Origin of the sequence: Kocuria sediminis, from assembly GCF_009735315.1 — a bacterium.
Taxonomy (GTDB): Bacteria; Actinomycetota; Actinomycetes; order Actinomycetales; family Micrococcaceae; genus Kocuria; species Kocuria turfanensis.
Map to the genome: position 1 here is coordinate 114,445 of NZ_WOGU01000008.1, position 20,581 is coordinate 135,025.

The 20,581-nt window shown below is 74.2% G+C and carries 18 protein-coding genes and 1 riboswitch; of the genes, 4 read left to right on the forward strand and 14 right to left on the reverse strand.

The window, feature by feature from the left end; genetic code table 11:
* From GMA12_RS10995 to GMA12_RS11010, 4 genes are all read right to left on the reverse strand, one after another.
* A complete protein-coding gene (locus GMA12_RS10995) occupies positions 1 to 1,332 on the reverse strand; it encodes a deoxyguanosinetriphosphate triphosphohydrolase (RefSeq protein ID WP_156269549.1) in 1,332 nt (443 codons plus the stop codon).
* Positions 1,333 to 1,363: 31 nt separating this feature from the next.
* The gene (gene dusB, locus GMA12_RS11000) at positions 1,364 to 2,551 is read right to left on the reverse strand and encodes a tRNA dihydrouridine synthase DusB (RefSeq protein ID WP_156269550.1); all 1,188 of its coding nucleotides are present in this window, start codon (positions 2,549 to 2,551) and stop codon (positions 1,364 to 1,366) included.
* Between the two features lie 83 nt (positions 2,552 to 2,634).
* Positions 2,635 to 3,621: a GNAT family N-acetyltransferase gene (locus tag GMA12_RS11005; protein ID WP_156269551.1), complete on the reverse strand. Its 987-nt coding sequence runs from the start codon at positions 3,619 to 3,621 to the stop codon at positions 2,635 to 2,637.
* Positions 3,621 to 5,003 carry a glycine--tRNA ligase gene (locus GMA12_RS11010; protein ID WP_156269552.1) on the reverse strand — a complete coding sequence of 461 codons (1,383 nt, stop codon included), beginning with the start codon at positions 5,001 to 5,003 and terminating at the stop codon, positions 3,621 to 3,623. The genes GMA12_RS11005 and GMA12_RS11010 overlap by 1 nt, the downstream gene beginning before the upstream one ends.
* A gap of 235 nt (positions 5,004 to 5,238) precedes the next feature.
* On the opposite strand from GMA12_RS11010, the gene GMA12_RS11015 reads away from it, so the two are divergent.
* On the forward strand, positions 5,239 to 5,481 hold the full coding sequence (locus GMA12_RS11015; protein ID WP_075873062.1) for an RNA-binding S4 domain-containing protein: 243 nt from the start codon (positions 5,239 to 5,241) through the stop codon (positions 5,479 to 5,481).
* A gap of 10 nt (positions 5,482 to 5,491) precedes the next feature.
* Here the strand turns inward: GMA12_RS11015 and GMA12_RS11020 are convergent, their stop codons facing one another.
* The 3 genes from GMA12_RS11020 to GMA12_RS11030 form a co-directional block, all read right to left on the reverse strand.
* Positions 5,492 to 6,166 carry an alpha/beta hydrolase gene (locus GMA12_RS11020; RefSeq protein WP_156269553.1) on the reverse strand — a complete coding sequence of 225 codons (675 nt, stop codon included), beginning with the start codon at positions 6,164 to 6,166 and terminating at the stop codon, positions 5,492 to 5,494.
* A 71-nt stretch (positions 6,167 to 6,237) separates the two neighbouring features.
* A complete protein-coding gene (gene metX, locus GMA12_RS11025; RefSeq protein WP_162459743.1) occupies positions 6,238 to 7,416 on the reverse strand; it encodes a homoserine O-acetyltransferase MetX in 1,179 nt (392 codons plus the stop codon).
* Positions 7,413 to 8,804: a bifunctional o-acetylhomoserine/o-acetylserine sulfhydrylase gene (locus GMA12_RS11030; protein ID WP_240898776.1), complete on the reverse strand. Its 1,392-nt coding sequence runs from the start codon at positions 8,802 to 8,804 to the stop codon at positions 7,413 to 7,415. Before GMA12_RS11030 ends, metX begins: the two co-directional genes overlap by 4 nt.
* 78 nt (positions 8,805 to 8,882) lie before the next feature.
* Positions 8,883 to 8,998, reverse strand: a riboswitch (SAM riboswitch).
* 141 nt (positions 8,999 to 9,139) lie between these two features.
* On the opposite strand from GMA12_RS11030, the gene GMA12_RS11035 reads away from it, so the two are divergent.
* Positions 9,140 to 9,778, forward strand: a complete 639-nt coding sequence (locus GMA12_RS11035; RefSeq protein WP_156269554.1) for a VOC family protein — start codon at positions 9,140 to 9,142, stop codon at positions 9,776 to 9,778.
* A 37-nt stretch (positions 9,779 to 9,815) separates the two neighbouring features.
* Here the strand turns inward: GMA12_RS11035 and GMA12_RS11040 are convergent, their stop codons facing one another.
* Positions 9,816 to 10,595, reverse strand: a complete 780-nt coding sequence (locus GMA12_RS11040; RefSeq protein ID WP_156269555.1) for a CPBP family intramembrane glutamic endopeptidase — start codon at positions 10,593 to 10,595, stop codon at positions 9,816 to 9,818.
* Positions 10,596 to 10,699: 104 nt separating this feature from the next.
* On the opposite strand from GMA12_RS11040, the gene GMA12_RS11045 reads away from it, so the two are divergent.
* Positions 10,700 to 12,871 carry a S9 family peptidase gene (locus GMA12_RS11045; RefSeq protein WP_156269556.1) on the forward strand — a complete coding sequence of 724 codons (2,172 nt, stop codon included), beginning with the start codon at positions 10,700 to 10,702 and terminating at the stop codon, positions 12,869 to 12,871.
* Between the two features lie 94 nt (positions 12,872 to 12,965).
* Here GMA12_RS11045 and GMA12_RS11050 read toward each other — a convergent pair whose 3' ends face one another.
* The 4 genes from GMA12_RS11050 to gatC all read right to left on the reverse strand — a co-directional run bounded on the left by GMA12_RS11050 (position 12,966) and on the right by gatC (position 17,748).
* Positions 12,966 to 14,093, reverse strand: a complete 1,128-nt coding sequence (locus GMA12_RS11050; RefSeq protein ID WP_156269557.1) for an NAD(P)/FAD-dependent oxidoreductase — start codon at positions 14,091 to 14,093, stop codon at positions 12,966 to 12,968.
* 202 nt (positions 14,094 to 14,295) lie between these two features.
* On the reverse strand, positions 14,296 to 15,810 hold the full coding sequence (gene gatB, locus GMA12_RS11055) for an Asp-tRNA(Asn)/Glu-tRNA(Gln) amidotransferase subunit GatB (RefSeq protein WP_156269558.1): 1,515 nt from the start codon (positions 15,808 to 15,810) through the stop codon (positions 14,296 to 14,298).
* The gene (gene gatA / locus GMA12_RS11060; protein WP_156269559.1) at positions 15,810 to 17,447 is read right to left on the reverse strand and encodes an Asp-tRNA(Asn)/Glu-tRNA(Gln) amidotransferase subunit GatA; all 1,638 of its coding nucleotides are present in this window, start codon (positions 17,445 to 17,447) and stop codon (positions 15,810 to 15,812) included. Before gatA ends, gatB begins: the two co-directional genes overlap by 1 nt.
* Positions 17,448 to 17,451: 4 nt before the next feature.
* Entirely contained in the window at positions 17,452 to 17,748 is a 297-nt protein-coding gene (gene gatC / locus GMA12_RS11065; RefSeq protein ID WP_156269560.1) for an Asp-tRNA(Asn)/Glu-tRNA(Gln) amidotransferase subunit GatC, read from the reverse strand.
* Positions 17,749 to 17,884: 136 nt separating this feature from the next.
* On the opposite strand from gatC, the gene GMA12_RS11070 reads away from it, so the two are divergent.
* The gene (locus tag GMA12_RS11070; protein ID WP_206064676.1) at positions 17,885 to 18,436 is read left to right on the forward strand and encodes a hypothetical protein; all 552 of its coding nucleotides are present in this window, start codon (positions 17,885 to 17,887) and stop codon (positions 18,434 to 18,436) included.
* Positions 18,437 to 18,568: 132 nt separating this feature from the next.
* On the opposite strand, the gene GMA12_RS11075 is transcribed toward GMA12_RS11070, so the two are convergent.
* Together GMA12_RS11075 and GMA12_RS11080 are read right to left on the reverse strand one after the other, a co-directional pair.
* Positions 18,569 to 19,282 carry a LysM peptidoglycan-binding domain-containing protein gene (locus GMA12_RS11075; protein ID WP_156269561.1) on the reverse strand — a complete coding sequence of 238 codons (714 nt, stop codon included), beginning with the start codon at positions 19,280 to 19,282 and terminating at the stop codon, positions 18,569 to 18,571.
* A 459-nt stretch (positions 19,283 to 19,741) separates the two neighbouring features.
* A complete protein-coding gene (locus GMA12_RS11080; RefSeq protein WP_156269562.1) occupies positions 19,742 to 20,581 on the reverse strand; it encodes an inositol monophosphatase family protein in 840 nt (279 codons plus the stop codon).

The window sequence follows — 20,581 nt, forward strand, 5'->3', positions numbered from 1 at the left end:
TCACCAGAGCGGCTTGTCCCCCACCCGCCAGTGCGTGCCCCGGATCCGGTCGTGGAGGGCCACGGCGGAGAGGTCGGTCAGGGAGGCGATCTGGTCCACCACGAGGCGCAGCCGGGCCGTCTCCGTCCCCGGGCCCTCGCCGATCTCGTGCCAGTCGGCGGCGAAGGCGTGCGAGAGGTAGCGGCCGTCCGAGTCCATCAGCGCGCCCACGAGGATGGAGAGCACCTCCTGCTGGTTGTCGTAGATCGGCTGGGCGTCCCGCACCGTGATGACGTAGGTGGTGGCGATGCCCTTGAGCACCGCGATCTCCACCGCCGTGTCCTGCGGGACGACGAGCTGGGCGTCGTAGCGGGTCAGCGGGTCCTCGCCGTAGATGTCCCGGGTGGCGCCCACCGCGGACATCGCGAAGCGCCCGATGAGCTGGCTCGTCATGTTCTTGAGCCGGGCGAGGTCCTTGCGGGAGCCGTCCATCTCCCGCACCCACAGGGAGGACTCCTCCAGGCGGGTGAGGGCCGCGTCGAGGGCGGCGGGGGCGGCCCCGGGCAGGTACCACCGCCGGGTCATCTCGAGCACCTTGTCCCGCTGCGTGGTGTCGGCCAGCCAGCCCAGCTGCACGTATCCGGAGGCGATCGCGTCCTCGACGTCGTGCACCGAGTAGGAGATGTCGTCGGAGAGGTCCATGACCTGGGCCTCGAGGCACTTCGTGCGCGCGGGCGCACCCTCCCGCAGCCACTCGAACACCGGCAGGTCGTCGGCGTACACCCCGAACTTCGGGGAGCGGGTCCCGTCCGGGCGCAGCGGCGCCTCGTGCGCCTGCCACGGGTACTTGCAGGCGGCGTCCAGCACGGCGCGGGTCAGGTTCAGCCCCGCGGGCGCCCCGGCGTCGTCGAGCACCTTCGGCTCGAGCCGGGTGAGCAGGCGCAGGGTCTGCGCGTTGCCCTCGAAGCCGCCGATGTGCTGGGTCAGCCGGTGCAGGGCCGACTCCCCGTTGTGCCCGAAGGGCGGGTGGCCGAGGTCGTGGGAGAGGCAGGCGGCGTCGACGACGTCGGGGTCGCAGCCCAGCATCCGGCCCAGCTCCCGGCCGATCTGGGCGACCTCCAGGGAGTGGGTCAGGCGGTTGCGCACGAAGTCGTCGGTGTCCGGGGAGACCACCTGGGTCTTGGACGCCAGGCGCCGCAGCCCCGAGGAGTGCAGGATCCGGGCGCGGTCCCGCTCGAAGTCGGAGCGGTACTTGTTGTGGTGGTCCTCGGCCACCCAGCGCGCCACGTCGCGGGCCTCGTAGCCCGGGGCCGGGGAACCGGTGCGGTCGATCTCGATGGACGTGTGGGGCATGCCCGGTCCTCTCTGGTCGGGGAAGGGCGGCTCAGCCACCGGAGACGTCGAGCTCCGCGGCGACCAGGCCCAGCCGCTCGGCGTCGCCCAGCTCGCGCGAGTCCAGCCAGCCCTGCGGCAGGTGCGGCCGCTTGGGCGAGCCGGCCCGTCCGCGCGGGCCCTCCACCGCCGGGCCCGGGTAGCCCAGGGTGAGGTCCAGCTCGGCCAGCAGCTCGCGCAGGGTGGCGAGGTCGGGCACCTGGGCCATCCGCGCGCGCAGCTCCCCGCCCACCGGGTAGCCCTTGAAGTACCAGGCGACGTGCTTGCGGATGTCGCGCAGCCCCTTGGCCTCGTCGCCGAACATCTCGACGAGCAGCTCCGCGTGCCGGTAGATCGTGCGGGCGACCTCGGCGACGCCGGGCCGGAAGCGGTCGGGGCGGCCTTCGAACGCGGCCTGCAGGTCCCCGAACAGCCAGGGCCGGCCCTGGCAGCCGCGGCCGATGACCACGCCGTCCACACCGGTCTGCTCGACCATCCGCACGGCGTCCTCGGCGCTCCAGATGTCGCCGTTGCCGAGCACGGGCACGTCCGGCAGGGCCTCGCGCAGCTCGGCGATGGCGTCCCAGTCCGCGGTCCCGGAGTAGTGCTGCTCGAGGGTGCGCCCGTGCAGGGACACGGCCGCGACGCCGAGGTCACGGGCGATCCGGCCGGCCTCGAGGTGGGTGAGGTGGGCCTCGTCGATGCCCTTGCGCATCTTGACGGTCACGGGGACGCCGCCGCGGGAGGCCTCCTCCACGGCGGTGCGCACGATCGCGGTGAACAGGTCGGTCTTCCAGGGCAGGGCCGACCCGCCCCCGCGCTTGGTGACCTTGGGCACGGGGCAGCCGAAGTTGAGGTCGATGTGGTCGGCCCGGTCCTCCTCCACGACCATGCGCACCGCCCGGCCCACGTGGACGGCGTCCACCCCGTAGATCTGGATGGAGCGGGGGGTCTCGTCCGGGTCGTGGTCGATGATCCGCATGGACTCGGGCCGGCGCTCCACGAGGGCGCGGGCGGTGACCATCTCGGTGACGTAGAGCCCGCCGCCGTACTCCCGGCACAGCCGGCGGAACGCCTTGTTGGTCACCCCGGCCATGGGGGCCAGCACCACGGGCACGTCGATCGTGAGGCCGCCCAGCTGCAGCGGCGGCAGGTCGAGCCGGGCGGGCCCGGGCAGGGTGTCGGTCGGTCGCGTATCCATCACCGGGGAATTCTCTCACGGACGGCCGACGGGCCGGGCCCCGGGACCGCGCGGTCCCGGGGCCCGGCCCGTGCCGCGGGCGCTCAGGCGGCGGGCGGCTCCGCGAGGACCACGGTGGTCTCCACGACCGTGGCCGCGCCGGCGGCGAGCAGGTTCTCGACGACGGCGGTCAGCGGCGCCATGGACCCGTCCACCTGGAACTGCACCGGGTGCTGGTGGGCCAGCAGCGCCAGCAGCCGCTCGAGTGCCGGTCCCGCCGCGGCGTCCCCCGGGGCCCAGCCGAGCACCACGTGCGCCGGGGCGTCCTCGGCCGCCCGCCCCGCGGCCGGATCCGGGTCGCCGCCGGGGGCGGCGTCCAGCTCGACCGGGCGGTAGCTGACGGCGAAGGCCGAGATCCGCCCCCGCTCCCCCGCCGCCACGCCGTTGCGCAGCACCACGGCCCCGTACGCGTGCGCGGCGTCGGAGAGGAACAGCTGGTTGACCCGCCCGATCGGCAGCTCGGCCGGCTCGTCCCAGGCGTGCACGGAGCGGTAGAACTCCCACAGCGCCCGGGTGAGCTCCACGGACCCGGTGGCCAGGTCCTCCACGGCCTGGGCCGGCGTGCCGTCGGGGTGCTCGCGCAGCGGCTGCAGGGGCAGCGCCCCGGCGCCGACGCGGACCACCGTGGAGACCTGGACGGGCTCCAGGCCGGCCGCGCGGGCGAACCGCTCCCCCGCCGAGCCGGGCTCGGCCTTGGTGCGCAGCGCCCGCACGCCCGAGGGCGAGCCCGCGGCCTCGGCGCGCAGCCGCTCCAGCAGGGCCCGGCCGATCCCCTCGCCGCGGCGGTCGGGGGCGACCTCGACGTAGACCCACAGCCGCAGGGGGTGCAGCGCCGACTCGTAGACGGTGCCGGCGGCCACCGGCACCCCGGCGTCCTCCGCGACCACGGTCCGCGACCACGGGGCGTCGGCGTCGGGGCGCAGCACGGCGCGGAACGCGGCGGCCTGGGGGGTCTCCGGGTCCGGCCACACCTCCAGCAGGCGCAGGTCGTCGCCGTCGCGCCAGGGGCGCAGGATGAGCGCGGCGCTCATCAGCGGACGAGCTTCCCGGCCAGGTAGGACTTCACCTGGTCGAGGGCCACGCGCTCCTGGGTCATCGCGTCCCGCTCGCGGATGGTCACGGCCTGGTCCTCGAGGGTGTCGAAGTCCACGGTGATGCAGTACGGGGTGCCGATCTCGTCCTGGCGGCGGTAGCGGCGCCCGATCGCCCCGGAGTCGTCGAAGTCGATGTTCCAGTTCCGGCGCAGCTCGGCGGCCAGGTCCCGGGCCTTCGGCGAGAGGTCCTCGTTACGGGACAGCGGCAGGACCGCGGCCTTGACCGGGGCCAGCCGCGGGTCCAGCTTCAGCACGGTGCGCTTGTCCACCCCGCCCTTGGCGTTGGGCGCCTCGTCCTCGGTGTAGGCGTCCACCAGGAAGGCCATCATCGAACGGGTCAGCCCGAACGAGGGCTCGATCACGTAGGGCACGTAGCGCTCGTTGGTCTGCTGGTCGAAGTAGCTGAGGTCCGCGTTGGAGTGCTGGTTGTGCACGCCGAGGTCGTAGTCGGTGCGGTTGGCCACGCCCATGAGCTCGCCCCACGGGTTGCCCTGGAAGCCGAACCGGTACTCGATGTCGATCGTCCCGGCGGAGTAGTGCGCGCGGTCGTCCTCGGGGACGTCGTAGCGGCGCATGTGGTCGGGGTCGATGCCGAGGTCGGTGAACCAGTTCCAGCACGCCTCGACCCACTCGTCGAACCAGTGCCCGGCCTCCGAGGGGTGGGTGAAGTACTCGATCTCCATCTGCTCGAACTCACGGGTGCGGAAGATGAAGTTGCCCGGGGTGATCTCGTTGCGGAAGGCCTTGCCGATCTGGCCGATGCCGAACGGGGGCTTCTTGCGCGAGGCGGTGACCACGTTGTTGAAGTTCACGAAGATGCCCTGCGCGGTCTCGGGCCGGAGGTAGTGCAGGCCCTCCTCGTTGTCGACCGGGCCGAGGAAGGTCTTCAGCAGGCCGGAGAACTGCTGGGGCTCGGTCCACTGGCCCTTGGTGCCGCAGTTGGGGCAGGGGATCTCGGCCATCCCGTTCTCCGGGGCGCGCCCCTTCTTCTCCTCGAACGCCTCGATCAGGTGGTCCTGGCGGGCGCGCCGGTGGCAGGAGGTGCACTCCACCAGCGGGTCCGTGAAGGTCGCCACGTGCCCGGAGGCCTCCCAGACGGCCTTCGGGAGGATGATCGAGGAGTCGAGGCCCACCATGTCCTCGCGCCCGCGCACGAAGGTCTGCCACCACTCGCGCTTGATGTTCTCCTTGAGCTCGGCGCCGAGGGGCCCGTAGTCCCAGGCGGAGCGGGAGCCGCCGTAGATCTCACCCGCCTGGAACACGAAACCGCGGCGCTTGGCCAGCGAGATGACGTTGTCCAACGTGGACTTGGGGGCCATGGGGTTCACTCCAGGTTCTCGCCCGACCGCCGGCTGCGGACGCGCGTGGTGGGTTGCGTGGCCCGGCGCGTCGGCGCCGGGGATGCGGCCGTCGTCGGCCGTCACGGGTCGGGGACGCCGCGGGCGGCGTCCCCGACCCAGGGTAGCCAATCGCCGAGGCCGTCGCCGACCGGCGGAACCGGGCCCGGCAGCACCGCGCGGCCCGCCGGGCGCCAGGACCTGGGACACTGGGGGCATGACGAGCTCCCCGACGCCCCGGCACACCGACGATCTGCCCATCCGCGACGACATGATCCGGCTCGGCCAGGCGCTGAAGCTGGCCAACCTCGCCGAGGACGGCGCCCAGGCCCGCTCCCTCGTGGAGGAGGGGCGGGTGAGCGTCAACGGCGAGGTCGAGACGCGGCGCGGCCGGCAGCTGCACCCGGGCGACGTGGTCTCGACCGGGGACGCCGCCGTCCGGATCACCGCCGGCGGCTGAGCGGTCGGGGTCAGCCCCCCAGGACGACGTGCGTGAGGTACTCCCGCACGTGGCGCAGCTCCTGCGGGCTGATCCCGTGGCCCACCCCGGTGTAGTGCACCTTCATGACGTCGGCGTGCTCGAGCATCCACTCCGCCGTGCTGTCGACGAGCTGCTGCGGGATGACAGGGTCCTGCGGGTCGCGGCCCCAGAACATCGGCAGGGGGCGCTCGCGCAGCCTCTCGTCGGCGAACGTGGGGTGCTCGCCCGGCACCACGAACCCGGACAGGCCCACCACCGCCGCGATCTCCCCGGGCAGGGTGCGCGCCAGCGAGGTGGCCATCGCCATGCCCTGCGAGAAGCCCAGCAGCGTGATGCTGGAGTGCTCCGCGGCGCGCTCGCGCAGCCAGGCGGCCACCGGCGCCACCGCCTCGGCGACGCGCTCCGTGGAGAAGCTGAGGTCGGCCGCGAGCGGGAACCACTGGAAGCCCAGCTGCACGGGCTGGGGCGCGCGCAGGGAGGCCACGCTGAACTCGCCCGGCAGCTCCGGGACGAGGCCCATCAGGTCGTGCTCGTGCGAGCCGTAGCCGTGCAGCAGCACGAGCAGCGGAGTGCCGGGGCGGGCGTCGGCGTCGGTGCTCCACACGGCGTGCGGGGCGGCGGGCGCGGTCGGGGCGGTTCCGGTCGGGGCGGGGGCGTCGGTCATGGCACCAGTGTGCCACCCGCGGCGCCGCCCGCCCGGGCCCCGACGCACGGCCCGGGTCCCCGGGCCGTGCGTCAGGGCCGGGCCAGCACGGTCTCCACGAGCAGCTTGCCCACCTGCGGCGCCTCGATGAGGAACCCGTCGTGCCCGGACGGGGACGTGAGGGTGTGCCGCCGGACGTCCCCGGGCAGGGCGGCGGCCAGGACGTCGGACTCGCGCGGCAGGTACAGGCGGTCGGAGTCGACCGCGGCCACGAGCCACTCGCACGAGGTCACCGACAGGGCCTCCTCGAGCGTGCCGCGGCCGCGGCAGACGTCGTGGGACATGAGCGTCTCGTTGACGGCGAGGTAGCTGTTCGCGTCGAAGCGGCCCGCGAGCTTGGAGGCCTGGTGGTCGAGGTAGCTCTCGATCTGGTAGCGCCCGCGCTCCCCGGGACGGGTGCCGATCACCTGCTCCTCGGCCTGCGGGGTGCGCCCGAACCGGTGGTGCAGCTCGTCGGCGGAGCGGTAGGTGATGTGGGCGATCCGCCGGGCCAGGCCCAGCCCGGTCAACGGGAAGGGCCCGTCGTAGTAGTCCCCGCCCCGGAAGTCCGGGTCCTGGCGGATCGCGAGGTTCTGCGCCTGCCCCCAGGCCAGCTGCTCGGCGCTGGACTGGGCGCACGCGGCGACCACCGCGCAGGCCCGGACCCGCTCGGGGTAGGTCACGGCCCACTCCAGGGCACGCGCCCCGCCCATGGACCCCCCGACGACCAGGCGCCACGCGTCGATGCCCAGGGCGTCGGCCAGGGCGGCCTCCGCGTGCACGGAGTCGCGCACGGTGACCAGGGGGAAGCGGGAGCCCCAGGGCCGGCGCTCGGGGTCCACCTCGGCCGGGGCCGGGGTGGACGGCCCGGTGGAGCCGTAGCAGCCGCCCACGATGTTGGCGCACACCACGAAGTAGCGGTCCGTGTCGATGGCGGCGCCGGGGCCGACCAGCCCGTCCCACCAGCCGCCGCTCTCGGCGGCGCGCCGCTGCGCCTCCGGGGCCCCGGGCCGGGCCCGCCCGGCGGCCACGTGGGTGTCCCCGGTCAGGGCGTGCTCCACGAGCACGGCGTTGGAGCCGTCCGGGGCGAGCACGCCCCAGGTCTCGTAGGCGATCCGGACCTCCGGCAGCCGGAAGCCGGACTCCAGCTCCAGCGTGCCGATCTCGGCGTGCCGCGGCACGCCGTCCTCGCGCACGTCCGCGCCGGCACCGCGCAGCACCGTCACGCTCACCCCTGCCCTCCGGCCACGGCCGCGGCCGCGGCGAAGCCCTGCTCCAGGTCCGCCAGGATGTCCTTGACGTTCTCCAGCCCCACGGACAGGCGCACGAAGCCGGGCTCCACGCCCGCCGCGAGCTGTTCCTCGGGCAGCAGCTGGCTGTGGGTGGTGGACGCGGGATGGATCACCAGGGAGCGGACGTCGCCGATGTTCGCCACGTTGGAGTGCAGCGTCAGGGCGTCCACGAACGCCGCCCCGGCCGCCCGGCCGCCCTCGAGGACGAACCCGAGGACCGACCCGGCGCCGCGGGGCGCGTACTTGCGCGCCCGGTCGTGCCAGGGCGAGGACTCCAGCCCCGCCCAGCTCACCGAGCGCACGTCCTCGCGCGCCTCCAGCCAGCGGGCCACCTCCCCGGCGTTGGCCACGTGGCGCTCCATGCGCAGCGACAGCGTCTCGATGCCCTGCTCGATGAGGAACGCGTTGAACGGGGAGATCGCCGAGCCGAGGTCGCGCAGCAGCTGCACCCGGGCCTTGAGGATGTAGGAGAGGTTGACCCCGAACGCGCCCTCCGCGCCGAGGGCCTGGGCGTAGACCAGCCCGCCGTAGGACTCGTCGGGCTGGTTGAAGCCGGGGAAGCGCTCCGGGTACCGGCCGAAGTCGAACGCGCCGGAGTCCACGATCACACCGCCGAGCGCGGTGCCGTGCCCGCCGAGGAACTTCGTGGCCGAGTGCACCACGATGTCCGCGCCCCAGCGGAACGGCTGGACGAGGTAGGGGGTCGCCACCGTGTTGTCCACGATGAGCGGGACCTCGTGCTCGTGGGCGATCCCGGAGACCGTCTCGATGTCGAGGACGTCGTTGCGCGGGTTCGGGATGGTCTCGGCGAAGAACGCCTTGGTGTTCGGCCGCACCGCCCGCCGCCACGCCTCCGGGTCGTCCGGGTCGGTCACGAAGGTGGTCTCGATGCCCAGCTTGGGCAGCGTGAACTTGAAGAGGTTGTACGTCCCGCCGTACAGGCTCGGGCTGGCCACCACGTGGTCCCCCGCCCCGGCGAGGTTGAGCACCGCGAAGGTCGTGGCCGACTGCCCGGCGCTGAGCATCAGGGCCCCCACCCCGCCCTCCAGGGCGCTGATGCGGTTCTCCACGACCTCCGTGGTCGGGTTGCCGATGCGGGTGTAGATGGGCCCCAGCTCCGCGAGCGCGAAGCGGTCCGCGGCGGCCTGGGCGTCGGGGAAGACGAAGGACGTGCTCTGGTGGATGGGCAGGGCGCGGGAGCCGGTGACCGGATCGGGGCGCTGGCCGGCGTGGATCTGCTGGGTCTCGAACGACCAGCCGGCCGGGTGCTCCGGGGTGGGCAGCGCGGTCGCGGGGCGGTCGGTCGTGGAAGCAGTGGACTCGGACATGCCGGGAGACTCCTTGCGGGTGTCAGGGGTCCGGTGTCCGACCGTGGTGGTGCTGCCGTGCGACGGCCGGGCACCGAGGACCCGCGCTTGCTCGCTCGCCGGTCGCGAGGAGCCCGGTCTTCACCCAGGGCACCCCACCGCGGTGGAGGGTTGCCGGCCAGCTAGCTGGGGCTTGGACGCTGGCGCTCATGACCTGGACGACATTCTCCGGATTCGGGCGACACGGCGTCAAGCCGGGGCGCGGCGAGCGTCCCGCGCACGGGCCGGACGGGCCGGGGACCGCCCCGGCGGGGGCCGATTTGGAGACGAAAGTCACACGGTGCCACGATGAGCCCATGAGAGTCGACCACGTGTCCTACGCCTGCCGCCCGGAGGGCCTCGCCGCCACCACCGAGCGCATTGCCGACCAGCTCGGGATCGAGCCGGTCAAGGGCGGGGTGCACCCCCGTTTCGGCACCCGCAACATGATCCTCCCCCTCACCAACCACCAGTACGTCGAGGTCGTCGAGGTCCTCGAGCACCCCGCGGCGGAGAAGGCCCCGTTCGGCCGGGCCGTGCGCGCCCGCTCGGAGGCCGGCGGCGGCTGGCTGGGCTGGGTCGTCGAGGTCGAGGACCTCGCGCCCTTCGAGCAGCGCCTGGGCCGCCACGCGGTGCCCGGCCACCGGGTGTTCCCGGACGGCCGGTGCCTGGAGTGGCGCCAGATCGGCGTCAAGGGCCTGATCGCCGACCCCCAGCTGCCGTTCATGGTGCACTTCGACTCGGCCCCGGAGATGCACCCGTCCCAGGCCCGGATCACCGACGTGGGGCTCGCGGGGATGTGCATCGCCGGGGCGCCCGAGCGGGTGGCCGAGTGGCTGGGCGCGCCCGTGGAGACCGCCCTCGAGGACCTGGAGGTGGAGTGGCGCTACCCGGAGGGCACGCCCGGTCTGCTCTCGGTGTCCTTCAGCACCCCCGACGGGCTCGTCACCATCTGAGCCGCCGGCCGGGGCGGGCTCCCACGCCGGGCCCGCCTCAGCCGAGCAGCCGGCCGACGCCCAGGAAGCCCACGGCGTCCAGCAGGAAGTGCGCGACGACGAGGGGCATCACCCGCCCGGTGCGCCGGTAGAGCTCGGCGAAGACCAGGCCCATCACCACGTTGCCGAGGAACGGCCCGATGCCCTGGTACAGGTGGTAGCTGCCGCGGAACAGCGCCGTGACCGCCAGCACCACCGGCCAGCGCCAGCCGATGCGGGTGAGCCGGTCGGTGAGGAACGCGACCACCACCACCTCCTCGACCAGGGCGTGGCGCAGCGCGGAGAGCAGCAGCACCGGCACCGTCCACCAGTGCTCGGCCAGCCCGGACGTCGTCACCTGCGCGGTGAGCCCCAGGGCGCGCCCGGCCGCGTAGAGGGCCAGGGTGCCCAGGCCCATGACGAGGAACAGGACGGTGCCCAGCCCGAGGTCCGGGACCGGCATCCGGGCGTCGAGCCCGATCCGCCGCCGCACCGTGCCGAGTGCGCCCGCGGATCCGGCGAGCAGGTACAGGGCCAGCAGCACCGGGACCAGGTCCAGGCCGATGCCCGTGAGCTGGCGCAGCAGGTCGAGCAGCGGCTGCGGGCTCAGCGGCGGGTTCATCGTCGCCTGCGCCTCCGAGAGCGGGCCGCGGGCGAGCTGCTCGGCCAGGGAGAGCACCGCGTAGAGCGCCGAGGCGCCCAGGGAGACCCCCAGCACCAGGACCACCTGCATCCACAGGTCGGCGCGGGTGGAGCCGAAGGCCGGCGGTCGCGGGGCGAGGTGCGCGGGGGTGCTCATGCGGCCATTCTGGCACCGCCCGGGCCGGCCGCCGGGCCCGCCCGTCAGCGCCGCGGGCCCGGTCCGGCCAGCGGCGGACGGGGCGCCTTCCCTAGGATGGGCACATGACAGCTCTTCCCCCGCAGATCCGCCGGCACCCCGCCGAGCGCACCTTCCACGGCCACGTGTTCTCCGACCCCTACGAGTGGATGCGGGCGAAGGAGTCCCCGGAGGTGGTCGCCCATCTCACCGCGGAGAACGAGTACGCGGAGGCCCGCACGGCCCACCTGGCCGGGCTGCGGGAGTCGATCTTCGGGGAGATCAAGGGCCGCACCCAGGAGACCGACCTGTCGGTGCCGAACCGGCGCGGGGACTGGTGGTACTTCTCCCGCACGGTCGAGGGCGGCGCGCACCAGGTGTTCTGCCGGGTCCCGGCCACGACCACCGGGGACGTCCTCGCGGACTGGACCCCGCCCGTCGTCGAGCCCGGCACCCCCATGGCGGGCGAGCAGGTGCTGCTCGACGCCAACGCCGAGTCCGCGCAGCACGACTTCTACTCCCTCGGCAGCTTCGACGTCTCCGAGGACGGGGAGCTGCTGGCCTGGGCCGAGGACGTCACCGGGGACGAGCGGTTCACCCTGCGCGTGCGCGACCTCACCACCGGGGCGCTGCTCGCCGACGAGATCCCCGGCACCTTCTACGGGTCCTTCCTCACCCCCGACGCCCGCGCGGTGTACTACACCGTGGTGGACGAGTCCTGGCGGCCCCACCAGCTGCGCCGCCACGTCCTGGGCACCCCGGTGGCCGAGGACGTCGTGGTCCACGAGGAGACCGACCCGGGCCTGTGGCTGGGCGCGGGGCTGTCCGCGGACCGGCGCTGGATCGTGGTGGAGGCCATGTGCTCGGAGTTCTCCGAGCAGCTGATCCAGCCGGTGGCCGAGCCGCAGGCCCCGCTGCAGGTGGTGCTGCCGCGCACCGACCGGGTGCTCTACGAGGCCGAGCCCTTCCTGCTGGACGGCCGCGAGCAGATCCTGCTGACCCACGACCACGAGGCCCCGAACTCCCGGGTCTCGCTCATGGACCCGGCCGACCTCGGCCGCCCGATCGCGGAGGTGGACCTGCGCGACGTCGTCCCGGCCTCGGACACCGTGCGGGTCAACGGCTGCGCCGTCACGGCCACCCACCTGGTCGTCTCCGTGCGGGCGGAGACCACGCTGCGGGTGCGGCTGCTCCCCGTGGCGGGCCTCGGCACGGACGCCCAGGCGGCGGCCGTGGAGCCGGCCTTCGCGGAGCAGCTCTACACCGCCGGGGTGGCCGCCGCGGAGCACGACGCCCCGGTGCTCCGGCTGTCCTACACCTCCTTCACCACGCCCCCGCGCGTCTACGACGTCTTCCCCGCCGGCGCCACCGGGGAGGACGACGCCCTGCCGGCCGAGCCCGTGCTCCGCCGGGAGACCACGGTGCTCGGCGGCTACGACCCGGCCGACTACACGGTGGAGCGGGACTGGGCCACCGCCGCGGACGGCACCCGGATCCCCGTCTCCCTCGTCCGCCGGGCGGACCTGGACCCCACGGTGCCGGCGCCGGTGGTGCAGTACGCCTACGGCTCCTACGAGCACAGCACCGACCCGGGCTTCTCCGTCTCCCGGCTGTCCCTGCTGGACCGCGGCGTGGTCTGGGCGGTTGCCCACGTGCGCGGCGGCGGCGAGCTGGGCCGGTCCTGGTACGAGGAGGGCAAGAAGCTGCACAAGGTCAACACCTTCACCGACTACGTGGCGGTGACCGACCACCTGGCCGCCCGCCCGGACCTCGACGAGCGGCGGATCCTGGTGATGGGCGGGTCCGCCGGCGGCCTGCTCGTGGGCGCGGTGCTCAACCTGGCCCCCGGGAAGTACTGCGGCGCGCTGGCGGCGGTGCCGTTCGTGGACCCGCTGACCTCCATCCTCGACCCCTCGCTGCCGCTGACGGCCCTGGAGTGGGAGGAGTGGGGCAACCCGATCGAGGACCCGCACGTCTACCGGTACATGCGCGACTACTCCCCCTACGAGAACGTCCGCCCGCTGCCCTATCCCCCGGTCCTGGCGGTGACCAGCCTCAACGACACCCGGGTGCTCTACGTGGAGCCGGCCAAGTGGGTCGCCGCGCTGCGGGAGGCCACGACCTCCGGCCACCCCGTGCTGCTGCGCTGCGAGATGGCCGGCGGCCACGGCGGCGCGTCCGGACGGTACTCGCAGTGGAAGGACACGGCCTGGGAGTACGCCTGGGTGCTCGACCGGATGGGGCTGGCCGGCGCCTGACCCGACGGCGCGGGGGCCGGCTCCCCTGCGGCCCGGGCGGCGCGCTCCGCGTTCCCCGGGGCGTGCCGGCCCGTGCGTCCGGGGAGCAGGGGGGTCAGGAGGCCGGGTGCCCGCTGCGGAAGCGCACCGGGTCCAGGGCGGCGGCGGTCTCGCGGGAGCACCACGGGCCCACCGCGCCGCCCACGAGCAGGTCCGCGGCGGCGCGGGCCATGGCCGTGCTCGTCTGGAAGCCGTAGCCGGACTGCCCGGCCAGCCAGAGCAGCCTCGGCACCTGCGGGTCGAACCCGCACACCGGCACGCCGTCCGGGGACTCGGTGCGCAGACCCGTCCAGGCCCGCTCGATCCCGGTGGCGCCCAGGGACGTCACGGCGTTGAGCCGGGCCACGAGGTCCTCGACGTCCTCGCGCACCGGCTGCGCGTCGCAGGGCTCGCTCGGCACCGCCTCGGACGGGGAGACCAGCGCCCCGTCCCCGGCCCGCCGGTAGTACCAGCCGGAGTCCGCGGCGACGACCATGGGGTGGTCCGGGGCCAGGGGCCTGGCCAGGCGGACGAGGGCGGCGGTGCGCCGCAGCGGGCGCAGCCCGAGCGGGGCGGCGCCGAACCGGGCCGCCACCTCGTCCGCCCAGGCGCCCGCGGCCACGACGACGCGGCGGGCGCGGACCTGCTGGGCGCCGACCGCGGCGCGCCAGCCCTCGCCGTCGGGGGCGGCCGCCGTGACCGGTGCCGCGGTGAGGATCCGCACCCCGGCCGCCGCCGCGCGCGCCCGGTGCCAGGCCACGAGGGCGCCGGCGTCGGTGCGCACCGAGGTGTCGTCGAGCAGCCCGCCCGCCACCTCCCCCGGCGGGGAGGAGGCCAGTTCGGGGCACAGCTCCAGCAGGGCGGGGCGGGAGAGCTCCTGCAGACCCGGGGCGGCCTCCGCGCGCAGCGCGGCCGCGGTGCCCACGAGCACCATGCGGCTGGGCCAGGCCAGGGGCCGAGGCGGCGCGGGGCGGGGGTCCAGCAGCCCGGCGACGGTGGCCGCGGTGAGCTCCCGCACCGGTGCGGGACCGTAGCTGGGGATGAGCTGCTCGGCCGAGCGCCCGGAGGTGTGGTGGGCCAGGGCCGGCTCGGCCTCGGCGAGCACGATGCCGGCCCCGCTGCCCCGCCGGTCGGCCAGGGTGGAGGCCAGGGAGAGTCCGGCGATGCCGCCGCCGACGATGAGCACGTCCTGCACAGGGTCCATCCGCCCATGCTCGCACGCCGCCCGGTGTCCGTGCCCCGTCCCGGCGGACCCGGCCGAGGGGCGGCTCCGCAAGGACACGGCGGGCGGGAACGCCGCGGGGAAACGGCGGGCCGAAACGCCGCGGAGAAACGCCGCGGGGCCGCGGGCCGCCGGAGCCCGTGACGGTCTCCAGCGGCCCGCGGCCCCGCGGCGGGACGGGCGGTCAGCCCTGCACGCCGAGCTTCTCCAGGATCAGCTCCCGCACCCGGGCCGCGTCGGCCTGGCCGCGGGTGGCCTTCATGACCGGGCCGATGAGCGCGCCCACGGCCTGCACCTTGCCGCCCCGGACCTTCGCGACGACGTCGGGCATCTGTGCCATGGCGTCGTCGATCGCCGCGGTGAGCACGCTGTCGTCGGAGACGACCGCCAGACCGCGCTGCTCGACGACCTCGGCCGGGGAGCCCTCCCCCTCCAGGACGTGGGCGAGGACCTTCTTGGCCAGCTTGTCGTTGATCTTGCCGGCGCCGATGAGCCCGTCGAGCTCGACGACGTGCTGCGGGGTGACGCCGAGCTCCGCGATCTCGACCTCCCGCTGCTTGGCCAGGCGGGCGATCTCGCCCATCCACCACTTGCGGGCCGCGGCCGGGGCGGCCCCGGCGGCGACGGTCTGCTCGATCTCGTCGAGGACCCCCGCGTTGACGACGTCGCGGAACTCCTCGTCCGAGAACCCCCAGGCGGCCTGCAGCCGCTTGCGGCGCTCGGCCGGGGGCTCGGGCAGCTCCGCCCGCAGCCGCTCGATCCACGCCTCGTCCGTCACCACCGGCACGAGGTCCGGCTCGGGGAAGTAGCGGTAGTCGTCGGCGTCGGACTTCGGCCGCCCGCTGGTGGTGGAGCGGGTGTCCTCGTGCCAGTGGCGGGTCTCCTGCACGATCGTCCCGCCGGCGTCGAGGACGGCGGCGTGCCGCTGGATCTCGAAGCGCACGGCGCGCTCGACGGCGCGCAGCGAGTTCACGTTCTTCGTCTCGGAGCGGGTGCCGAACGTGGACGCGCCCTTGGGCATGAGAGACACGTTGGCGTCGCAGCGGACGTTGCCGCGCTCCATCCGCGCGTCCGAGATGCCGAGGTTCTTGACGATCTCGCGGATGACGGTCACGTAGGCGCGCGCCAGCTCGGGGGCCCGGGAGCCGGCGCCCACGATCGGCTTGGTCACGATCTCGATCAGCGGGACCCCGGCGCGGTTGTAGTCCACCAGGGAGAAGTCGGCGCCCTGGATGCGGCCGGCGGCCCCGCCCATGTGGGTGAGCTTGCCGGCGTCCTCCTCCATGTGCGCGCGCTCGATCTCGACGGTGAACACCGTCCCGTCCTCCAGCTCCACGTCCACGGAGCCGTTCTCGGCGATCGGCTCGTCGTACTGGGAGGTCTGGAAGTTCTTCGGGGTGTCCGGGTAGAAGTAGTTCTTCCGGGCGAAGTGGGACACCGGGCGGATCTCGCAGCCCAGGGCCAGGCCGAGCTTGATCGCCGACTCCACGGCCACCCGGTTGACCACGGGCAGCACCCCGGGCAGGCCCAGGGAGACGGGCGTGACGTTGGTGTTCGGCTCGTCGCCGAAGACGTTGGGGGCGGCGTCGAACATCTTGGTCCGCGTGTTGAGCTCCACGTGGACCTCGAAGCCGAGGACGGGGTCGTACTTCTCCATGGCCTCGTCGAAGGACAGGACCTCTTCGGTGGTCTGGGTCATCAGCGGGCTCCTCCCCGGACGGGTGCGGACAGGGTGGACTCGGCGACCAGGTCCCGGACCAGCGCGGCGGTGTCCGGCAGGTCCTTCCACAGCGGCCCGCCCCAGCGGTCGGCGAGCAGGGCCTCCAGGCCGGCGCCGGCGCGGTAGAGCCGGGCGTCCTCCCGGGCCGGGGCCATGAACTGGATGCCCACGGGCAGCCCGTCCTCGGGGGCGAGACCGCCGGGGACGGAGATCGCGGGCACGCCGGCCAGGTTGGTGGGGATGGTCGCGATGTCGTTGAGGTACATCTGCATGGGGTCCGCGGACTCGTCGACGGCGCCGCGCTCGAAGGCCGTGGTCGGCGCCGTCGGGGAGACGAGCACGTCCACCTGGTCGAAGGCGGCGGCGAAGTCGCGCTGCACCAGGGTGCGGACCTTCTGCGCCGAGCCGTAGTAGGCGTCGTAGTAGCCGGCGGACAGGGCGTATGTGCCCAGGATGATGCGCCGCTTGACCTCCGCGCCGAACCCGGCCGCCCGGGTGGCGCCCATCACCCGCTCGATGGTCAGCGGACCGTCCTCGGGCAGCACGCGGTGGCCGAAGCGCACGCCGTCGTACTTGGCGAGGTTCGAGGAGACCTCCGAGGACATGATCAGGTAGTAGGCGCCCAGGGCGTAGCGGAAGTTCGGGGTGGAGACCTCCACGATCTCGGCGCCGGCGGAGCGCAGCAGCTCCACGGCCTCGCCGAAGCGCTGCTGGACGCCGGGCTGGAAGCCCTCGCCCGTGAGCTCCCGGACCACGCCCACCCGCAGGCCCTTCAGCCCGCCCTCGGCGGCGCCGGCCCGGGCCTGGGCGGCGAGGGGCCCCACCGGGCCCGGCAGCGAGGTGGAGTCCTGCGGGTCGTGCCCGCCCACCACCTCGTGCAGCAGCGCGGCGTCGAGCACCGTGCGGGCGACCGGGCCGACCTGGTCCAGGGAGGACGCCATGGCGATCACGCCGTAGCGGGAGACCCCGCCGTAGGTCGGCTTCACGCCCACCGAGCCGGTCAGGGCCGCCGGCTGGCGGATGGACCCGCCGGTGTCGGTGCCCAGGGCCAGGGGCGCCTGGAAGGCGGTGACAGCCGCGGCGGAACCGCCGCCGGAGCCCCCGGGGATCCGGGCGAGGTCCCACGGGTTGCGGGTGTCGCCGAACGCGGAGTGCTCGTTGGAGGAGCCCATCGCGAACTCGTCCAGGTTCGTCTTGCCGAGCATGGGCATGCGCGCCGCGCGCAGCCGGCGGGTCACGGTGGCGTCGTAGGGGCTCATCCAGCCCTCGAGCATCCGGGAGGCCGCGGTGGTCGGCTGGCCCTTGGTGACGATGAGGTCCTTGACCGCGATCGGCACGCCGGCCAGTGCGGGCAGCTCCTCGCCGCGGGCGCGGGCGGCGTCCACCTCGGCGGCCACGGACAGGGCCTCCTCGGTGTTGACGTGCAGGAAGGCGTTGAGCCCGCTCTTGCCGCGGCTGCGGTCGGCGGGGTCGACGGGGACGCCGTCGGTGTCGCGGATGCGGTCCAGGTGCGCCTGGACGGCCTCCACGGAGCTGACCTCGCCGGCGGCGAGCTGCTGGGCGAGCTCGGCGGCCGAGAGGCCGGCGACGCTCTGGGGGGTACCGGTGGTCGTCATGCGGCTACTCCTCGTCCAGGATCGCGGGCACCTTGAACTTGCCCTCGACGGCGTCCGGGGCGTTGCTGAGCGACTCCTCGGCGGTGAGGGTCTCGCCCACGACGTCCTCCCGGAAGACGTTCTGCAGCGGGATCGGGTGGCTCGTGGCCGGGACGTCCGGGCCGGCGGCCTCGCTGACGGACGCGACCGAGTCGACGACGAGGTCCAGCTCCGTGGCCATGGACCGCAGCTCCTCCTCGGTCATCTCGATGTGCGCGAGCTTCGCCAGGTGGGCGACCTGCTCGCGGGTGATCGCAGACATGCGCACTCCTGCTCGTGGTCGGGGTGGTTTCCGGTCCAGTCTAGCCGCGCGGGCCCCACCGCCCGCGCGGACGGAGGGGCCGGTGCGGGGGCATACCCTGGAGGCACGCCCACCCACCACACAGGAGCACCCGGACATGGCCAAGAGCACCCCCGCCCGCACGAAGAAGGCCCGTGGCGCCCAGAAGGACCGCCCCGCCGGCGCCCGGCCCGGGAGGACCACGCGCTCGGCCTCGGCCACGGACGCCGCCAACGCCTGGCGCCAGCGGGTCAGCAAGGACGCCGCCGAGACCATCGACACGGTCGTGGCCCACGTGCAGGCCGTGGCCGAGCAGCAGCTGGGGCAGCACGGGGCCTTTCCGGCCTTCCTGGTGACCGCCCGCAAGGACGGCGAGTACGAGCTCGACGCCCTGCCGCCGGAGCAGGTGGCGGAGCTCGCCCCGGAGGCGGCGCTGCAGGCTCTGCGGGACAAGGCCGAGCAGCTGCGGGACGAGATCCTCTGCGCGGGCGTCGCGTTCCCGGTGACCCTGCCGGACCGCTCCGGGCAGACCGCGGTGGCCGTGGAGGTCCAGCACCGCGAGGGCGAGTCCCTGCGCATCATCCAGCCGTACCGGGTGAAGGGCGCCGAGCGCTCCGTGAGCTTCGGGGACGTGGCGGCGGAGCCCGCCGATCCCTGGCTGTGGCTCTGAGCGCCTCGCGCCGCGCCTGCGGCCGGTCGCGACCGGCCGCAGCACGAGACGAAGGGCCCCTCCGCACGCGGAGGGGCCCTTCGTCTCGTGCTGCTGCGCGGCCAGGCCGCGCGGTGCCGATCCCGGGAGGGATCAGGCGGGGATGTTCAGCGCCTGACCGGGGAAGATCAGGTTCGGGTCGGCGATGCTGCCGGCGTTGGCGGCGGCCAGCGCCTCCCAGCCACCCTCGACGCCCAGCTTCTGGGCGATGATCGAGAGGGTGTCGCCGGCGACCACGGTGTAGGACTCGCCGGCCACGGGGGCCGGGGCCACGGTGGCGGCCGGGGCGACGTACTCGACCGCGGGAGCGGCAGCCGGAGCCGGCGCGGGGGCGGCCTCGACCTTGGCGGGAGCCGGGGCGGCGACCGGGGCCGGGGCGGCCTCGATCGGGGCCGGGGCCTCGACGGACTGGGGGGCCACGGTGGTGGCGGAGCCCATCGGGTTGGTGGAGGGGGCGGCGCTGCCGCTCAGGCCCAGCTCGGCCGAGCAGGCGGGCCATGCGCCCCAGCCCTGGCCGTCGAGCACGTTCTCGGCCACGGCGATCTGCTGCTCACGGGAGGCGTCCTGCGGGGCGCCGGTGCCGCCGAAGGCGGCCCAGGTCGACGGGGTGAACTGCAGGCCACCGGAGAAGCCGTTGCCCGTGGCGGTGTTCCAGTTGCCACCGGACTCGCACTCGGCGAGGGCGTCCCAGGTCGAGCCCGGGGCGGCGCTGGCCGGGAGGGCCATGGCGCCCACGGCGGTCCCGCCGAGGATCAGGGCGGCGGCACCGCGACGGACGTTGCGACGAACAGCGTTGGCGTTGGTCATGATGCTCCCTTGGGCCACCTGCGCTCGTTTCCGTCCCCGGATGTCTTCGCGCCGTCGTCTACCCGTCAAAGGTGTTGTCGGGTAAGTGCTTACAGGTGGCTGCCCTTCAGACGACGTGCGGTGTTACGGCAGCACCTAGCATGAGTTGGTGGCGTGCTCGAGGCAGGCTCGGGGCACACCGGATCCCCGGAGGAGATCCTCGGGGAAGCTGTTTATCACGGTAGCGTAACGATTTCTGTTGCGCTACCCCCCTGACTCTCGACGTGAGGTATAACACCATCCGTCGCCGCGGGGGTGTCGGGCCGTGATGGAACCCGACGGTTCGGAGCCGTGCTCCGGAAGCGGAGGGCATGCCCTCGGGAAGAACGCTTCGAATGTCACGCTATGGCAACGGTTTTGTCTCGGTCAAGTCACGAGAGGCATCTCACACCCGGCCCCCGGGGGCCGGGTGGGCTCGTCTCAGCCGGGAATACCGCGCTCACGTGCGGTGATCCAGGCCGCGAGCCGGTCCTCGGGCGGCACCGGGCCGTCGGCCGGGGAGGGCAGGACGGGGCGGCGGACGAGTGCGCCGGCCTCCTCGGCGATGAGCGCGCCGGCGGCCCAGTCGTGCTCGTGCAGACCCTGTTCCCCGTATCCGTCCAGCGTGCCGTCGGCCACCATGCACAGGTCCAGCGCGGCCGAACCCAGACGACGCATGTCCGTGTACTGGCGCATTGTGCTCAGGAAAGTATGGAACTGGCGGTCGCGCCGGGCGGCGTCGTAGGAGAACCCGGTCCCGTAGATGCGCCCCGGCCGGCCCGGCTCGGGTCCGGTGAGACGGCGGGTGGTGCCGTCCGTCTCCAGCCACGCCCCGGCGCCCCGCACCGCGAAGTAGGTCCGGCGCAGGGCCGGCGCGTTGACCACGCCCACGAGCCAGTTGCCCTCGGCGTCGGCGGCGGCCACGGACGTGCAGTAGTAGACGATGCCGCGGATGAAGTTCGTCGTGCCGTCGAGCGGGTCCACCGACCAGCGGATCCCGGACGGCTGCTCGGGCCGGTGCGTGCCTGACTCCTCGCCCGTGACCGTGTCGTGCGGGCGTCGGGCCAGCACGGTGCGCAGCACTGCCTGCTCGGCCGCGACGTCGAAGCGGGTGACCCAGTCCCCCTCCCCCGACTTGCCGGTGACGCCGAGGCGTGCGGCGTCCCGGCCCCGGAGGACCTCGGCGCCGGCCTCGGCGGCCGCCAGGGCCAGCTCCAGCAGCTCCTCCAGTTCCCCGCCGGTGGGGCCGAGACCGTCCAGTGCGTCGTCGTGGCGTCCCAT

Excerpts from the sequence above, each read along its gene's own strand:
- GMA12_RS11070 (WP_206064676.1), top strand. The coding sequence starts at position 17,885 with ATGGCCAAGAGCACCCCCGCCCGCACGAAGAAGGCCCGTGGCGCCCAG.
- dusB (WP_156269550.1), bottom strand. The coding sequence starts at position 2,551 with ATGGATACGCGACCGACCGACACCCTGCCCGGGCCCGCCCGGCTCGAC.
- GMA12_RS11075 (WP_156269561.1), bottom strand. The coding sequence starts at position 19,282 with ATGACCAACGCCAACGCTGTTCGTCGCAACGTCCGTCGCGGTGCCGCC.
- GMA12_RS11005 (WP_156269551.1), bottom strand. The coding sequence starts at position 3,621 with ATGAGCGCCGCGCTCATCCTGCGCCCCTGGCGCGACGGCGACGACCTG.
- GMA12_RS11010 (WP_156269552.1), bottom strand. The coding sequence starts at position 5,003 with ATGGCCCCCAAGTCCACGTTGGACAACGTCATCTCGCTGGCCAAGCGC.
- gatA (WP_156269559.1), bottom strand. The coding sequence starts at position 17,447 with ATGACGACCACCGGTACCCCCCAGAGCGTCGCCGGCCTCTCGGCCGCC.
- GMA12_RS10995 (WP_156269549.1), bottom strand. The coding sequence starts at position 1,332 with ATGCCCCACACGTCCATCGAGATCGACCGCACCGGTTCCCCGGCCCCG.
- GMA12_RS11040 (WP_156269555.1), bottom strand. The coding sequence starts at position 10,595 with ATGAGCACCCCCGCGCACCTCGCCCCGCGACCGCCGGCCTTCGGCTCC.
- gatC (WP_156269560.1), bottom strand. The coding sequence starts at position 17,748 with ATGTCTGCGATCACCCGCGAGCAGGTCGCCCACCTGGCGAAGCTCGCG.
- GMA12_RS11015 (WP_075873062.1), top strand. The coding sequence starts at position 5,239 with ATGACGAGCTCCCCGACGCCCCGGCACACCGACGATCTGCCCATCCGC.
- GMA12_RS11020 (WP_156269553.1), bottom strand. The coding sequence starts at position 6,166 with ATGACCGACGCCCCCGCCCCGACCGGAACCGCCCCGACCGCGCCCGCC.
- GMA12_RS11045 (WP_156269556.1), top strand. The coding sequence starts at position 10,700 with ATGACAGCTCTTCCCCCGCAGATCCGCCGGCACCCCGCCGAGCGCACC.
- GMA12_RS11050 (WP_156269557.1), bottom strand. The coding sequence starts at position 14,093 with ATGGACCCTGTGCAGGACGTGCTCATCGTCGGCGGCGGCATCGCCGGA.
- GMA12_RS11035 (WP_156269554.1), top strand. The coding sequence starts at position 9,140 with ATGAGAGTCGACCACGTGTCCTACGCCTGCCGCCCGGAGGGCCTCGCC.
- gatB (WP_156269558.1), bottom strand. The coding sequence starts at position 15,810 with ATGACCCAGACCACCGAAGAGGTCCTGTCCTTCGACGAGGCCATGGAG.
- GMA12_RS11030 (WP_240898776.1), bottom strand. The coding sequence starts at position 8,804 with ATGTCCGAGTCCACTGCTTCCACGACCGACCGCCCCGCGACCGCGCTG.
- GMA12_RS11080 (WP_156269562.1), bottom strand. The coding sequence starts at position 20,581 with ATGGGACGCCACGACGACGCACTGGACGGTCTCGGCCCCACCGGCGGG.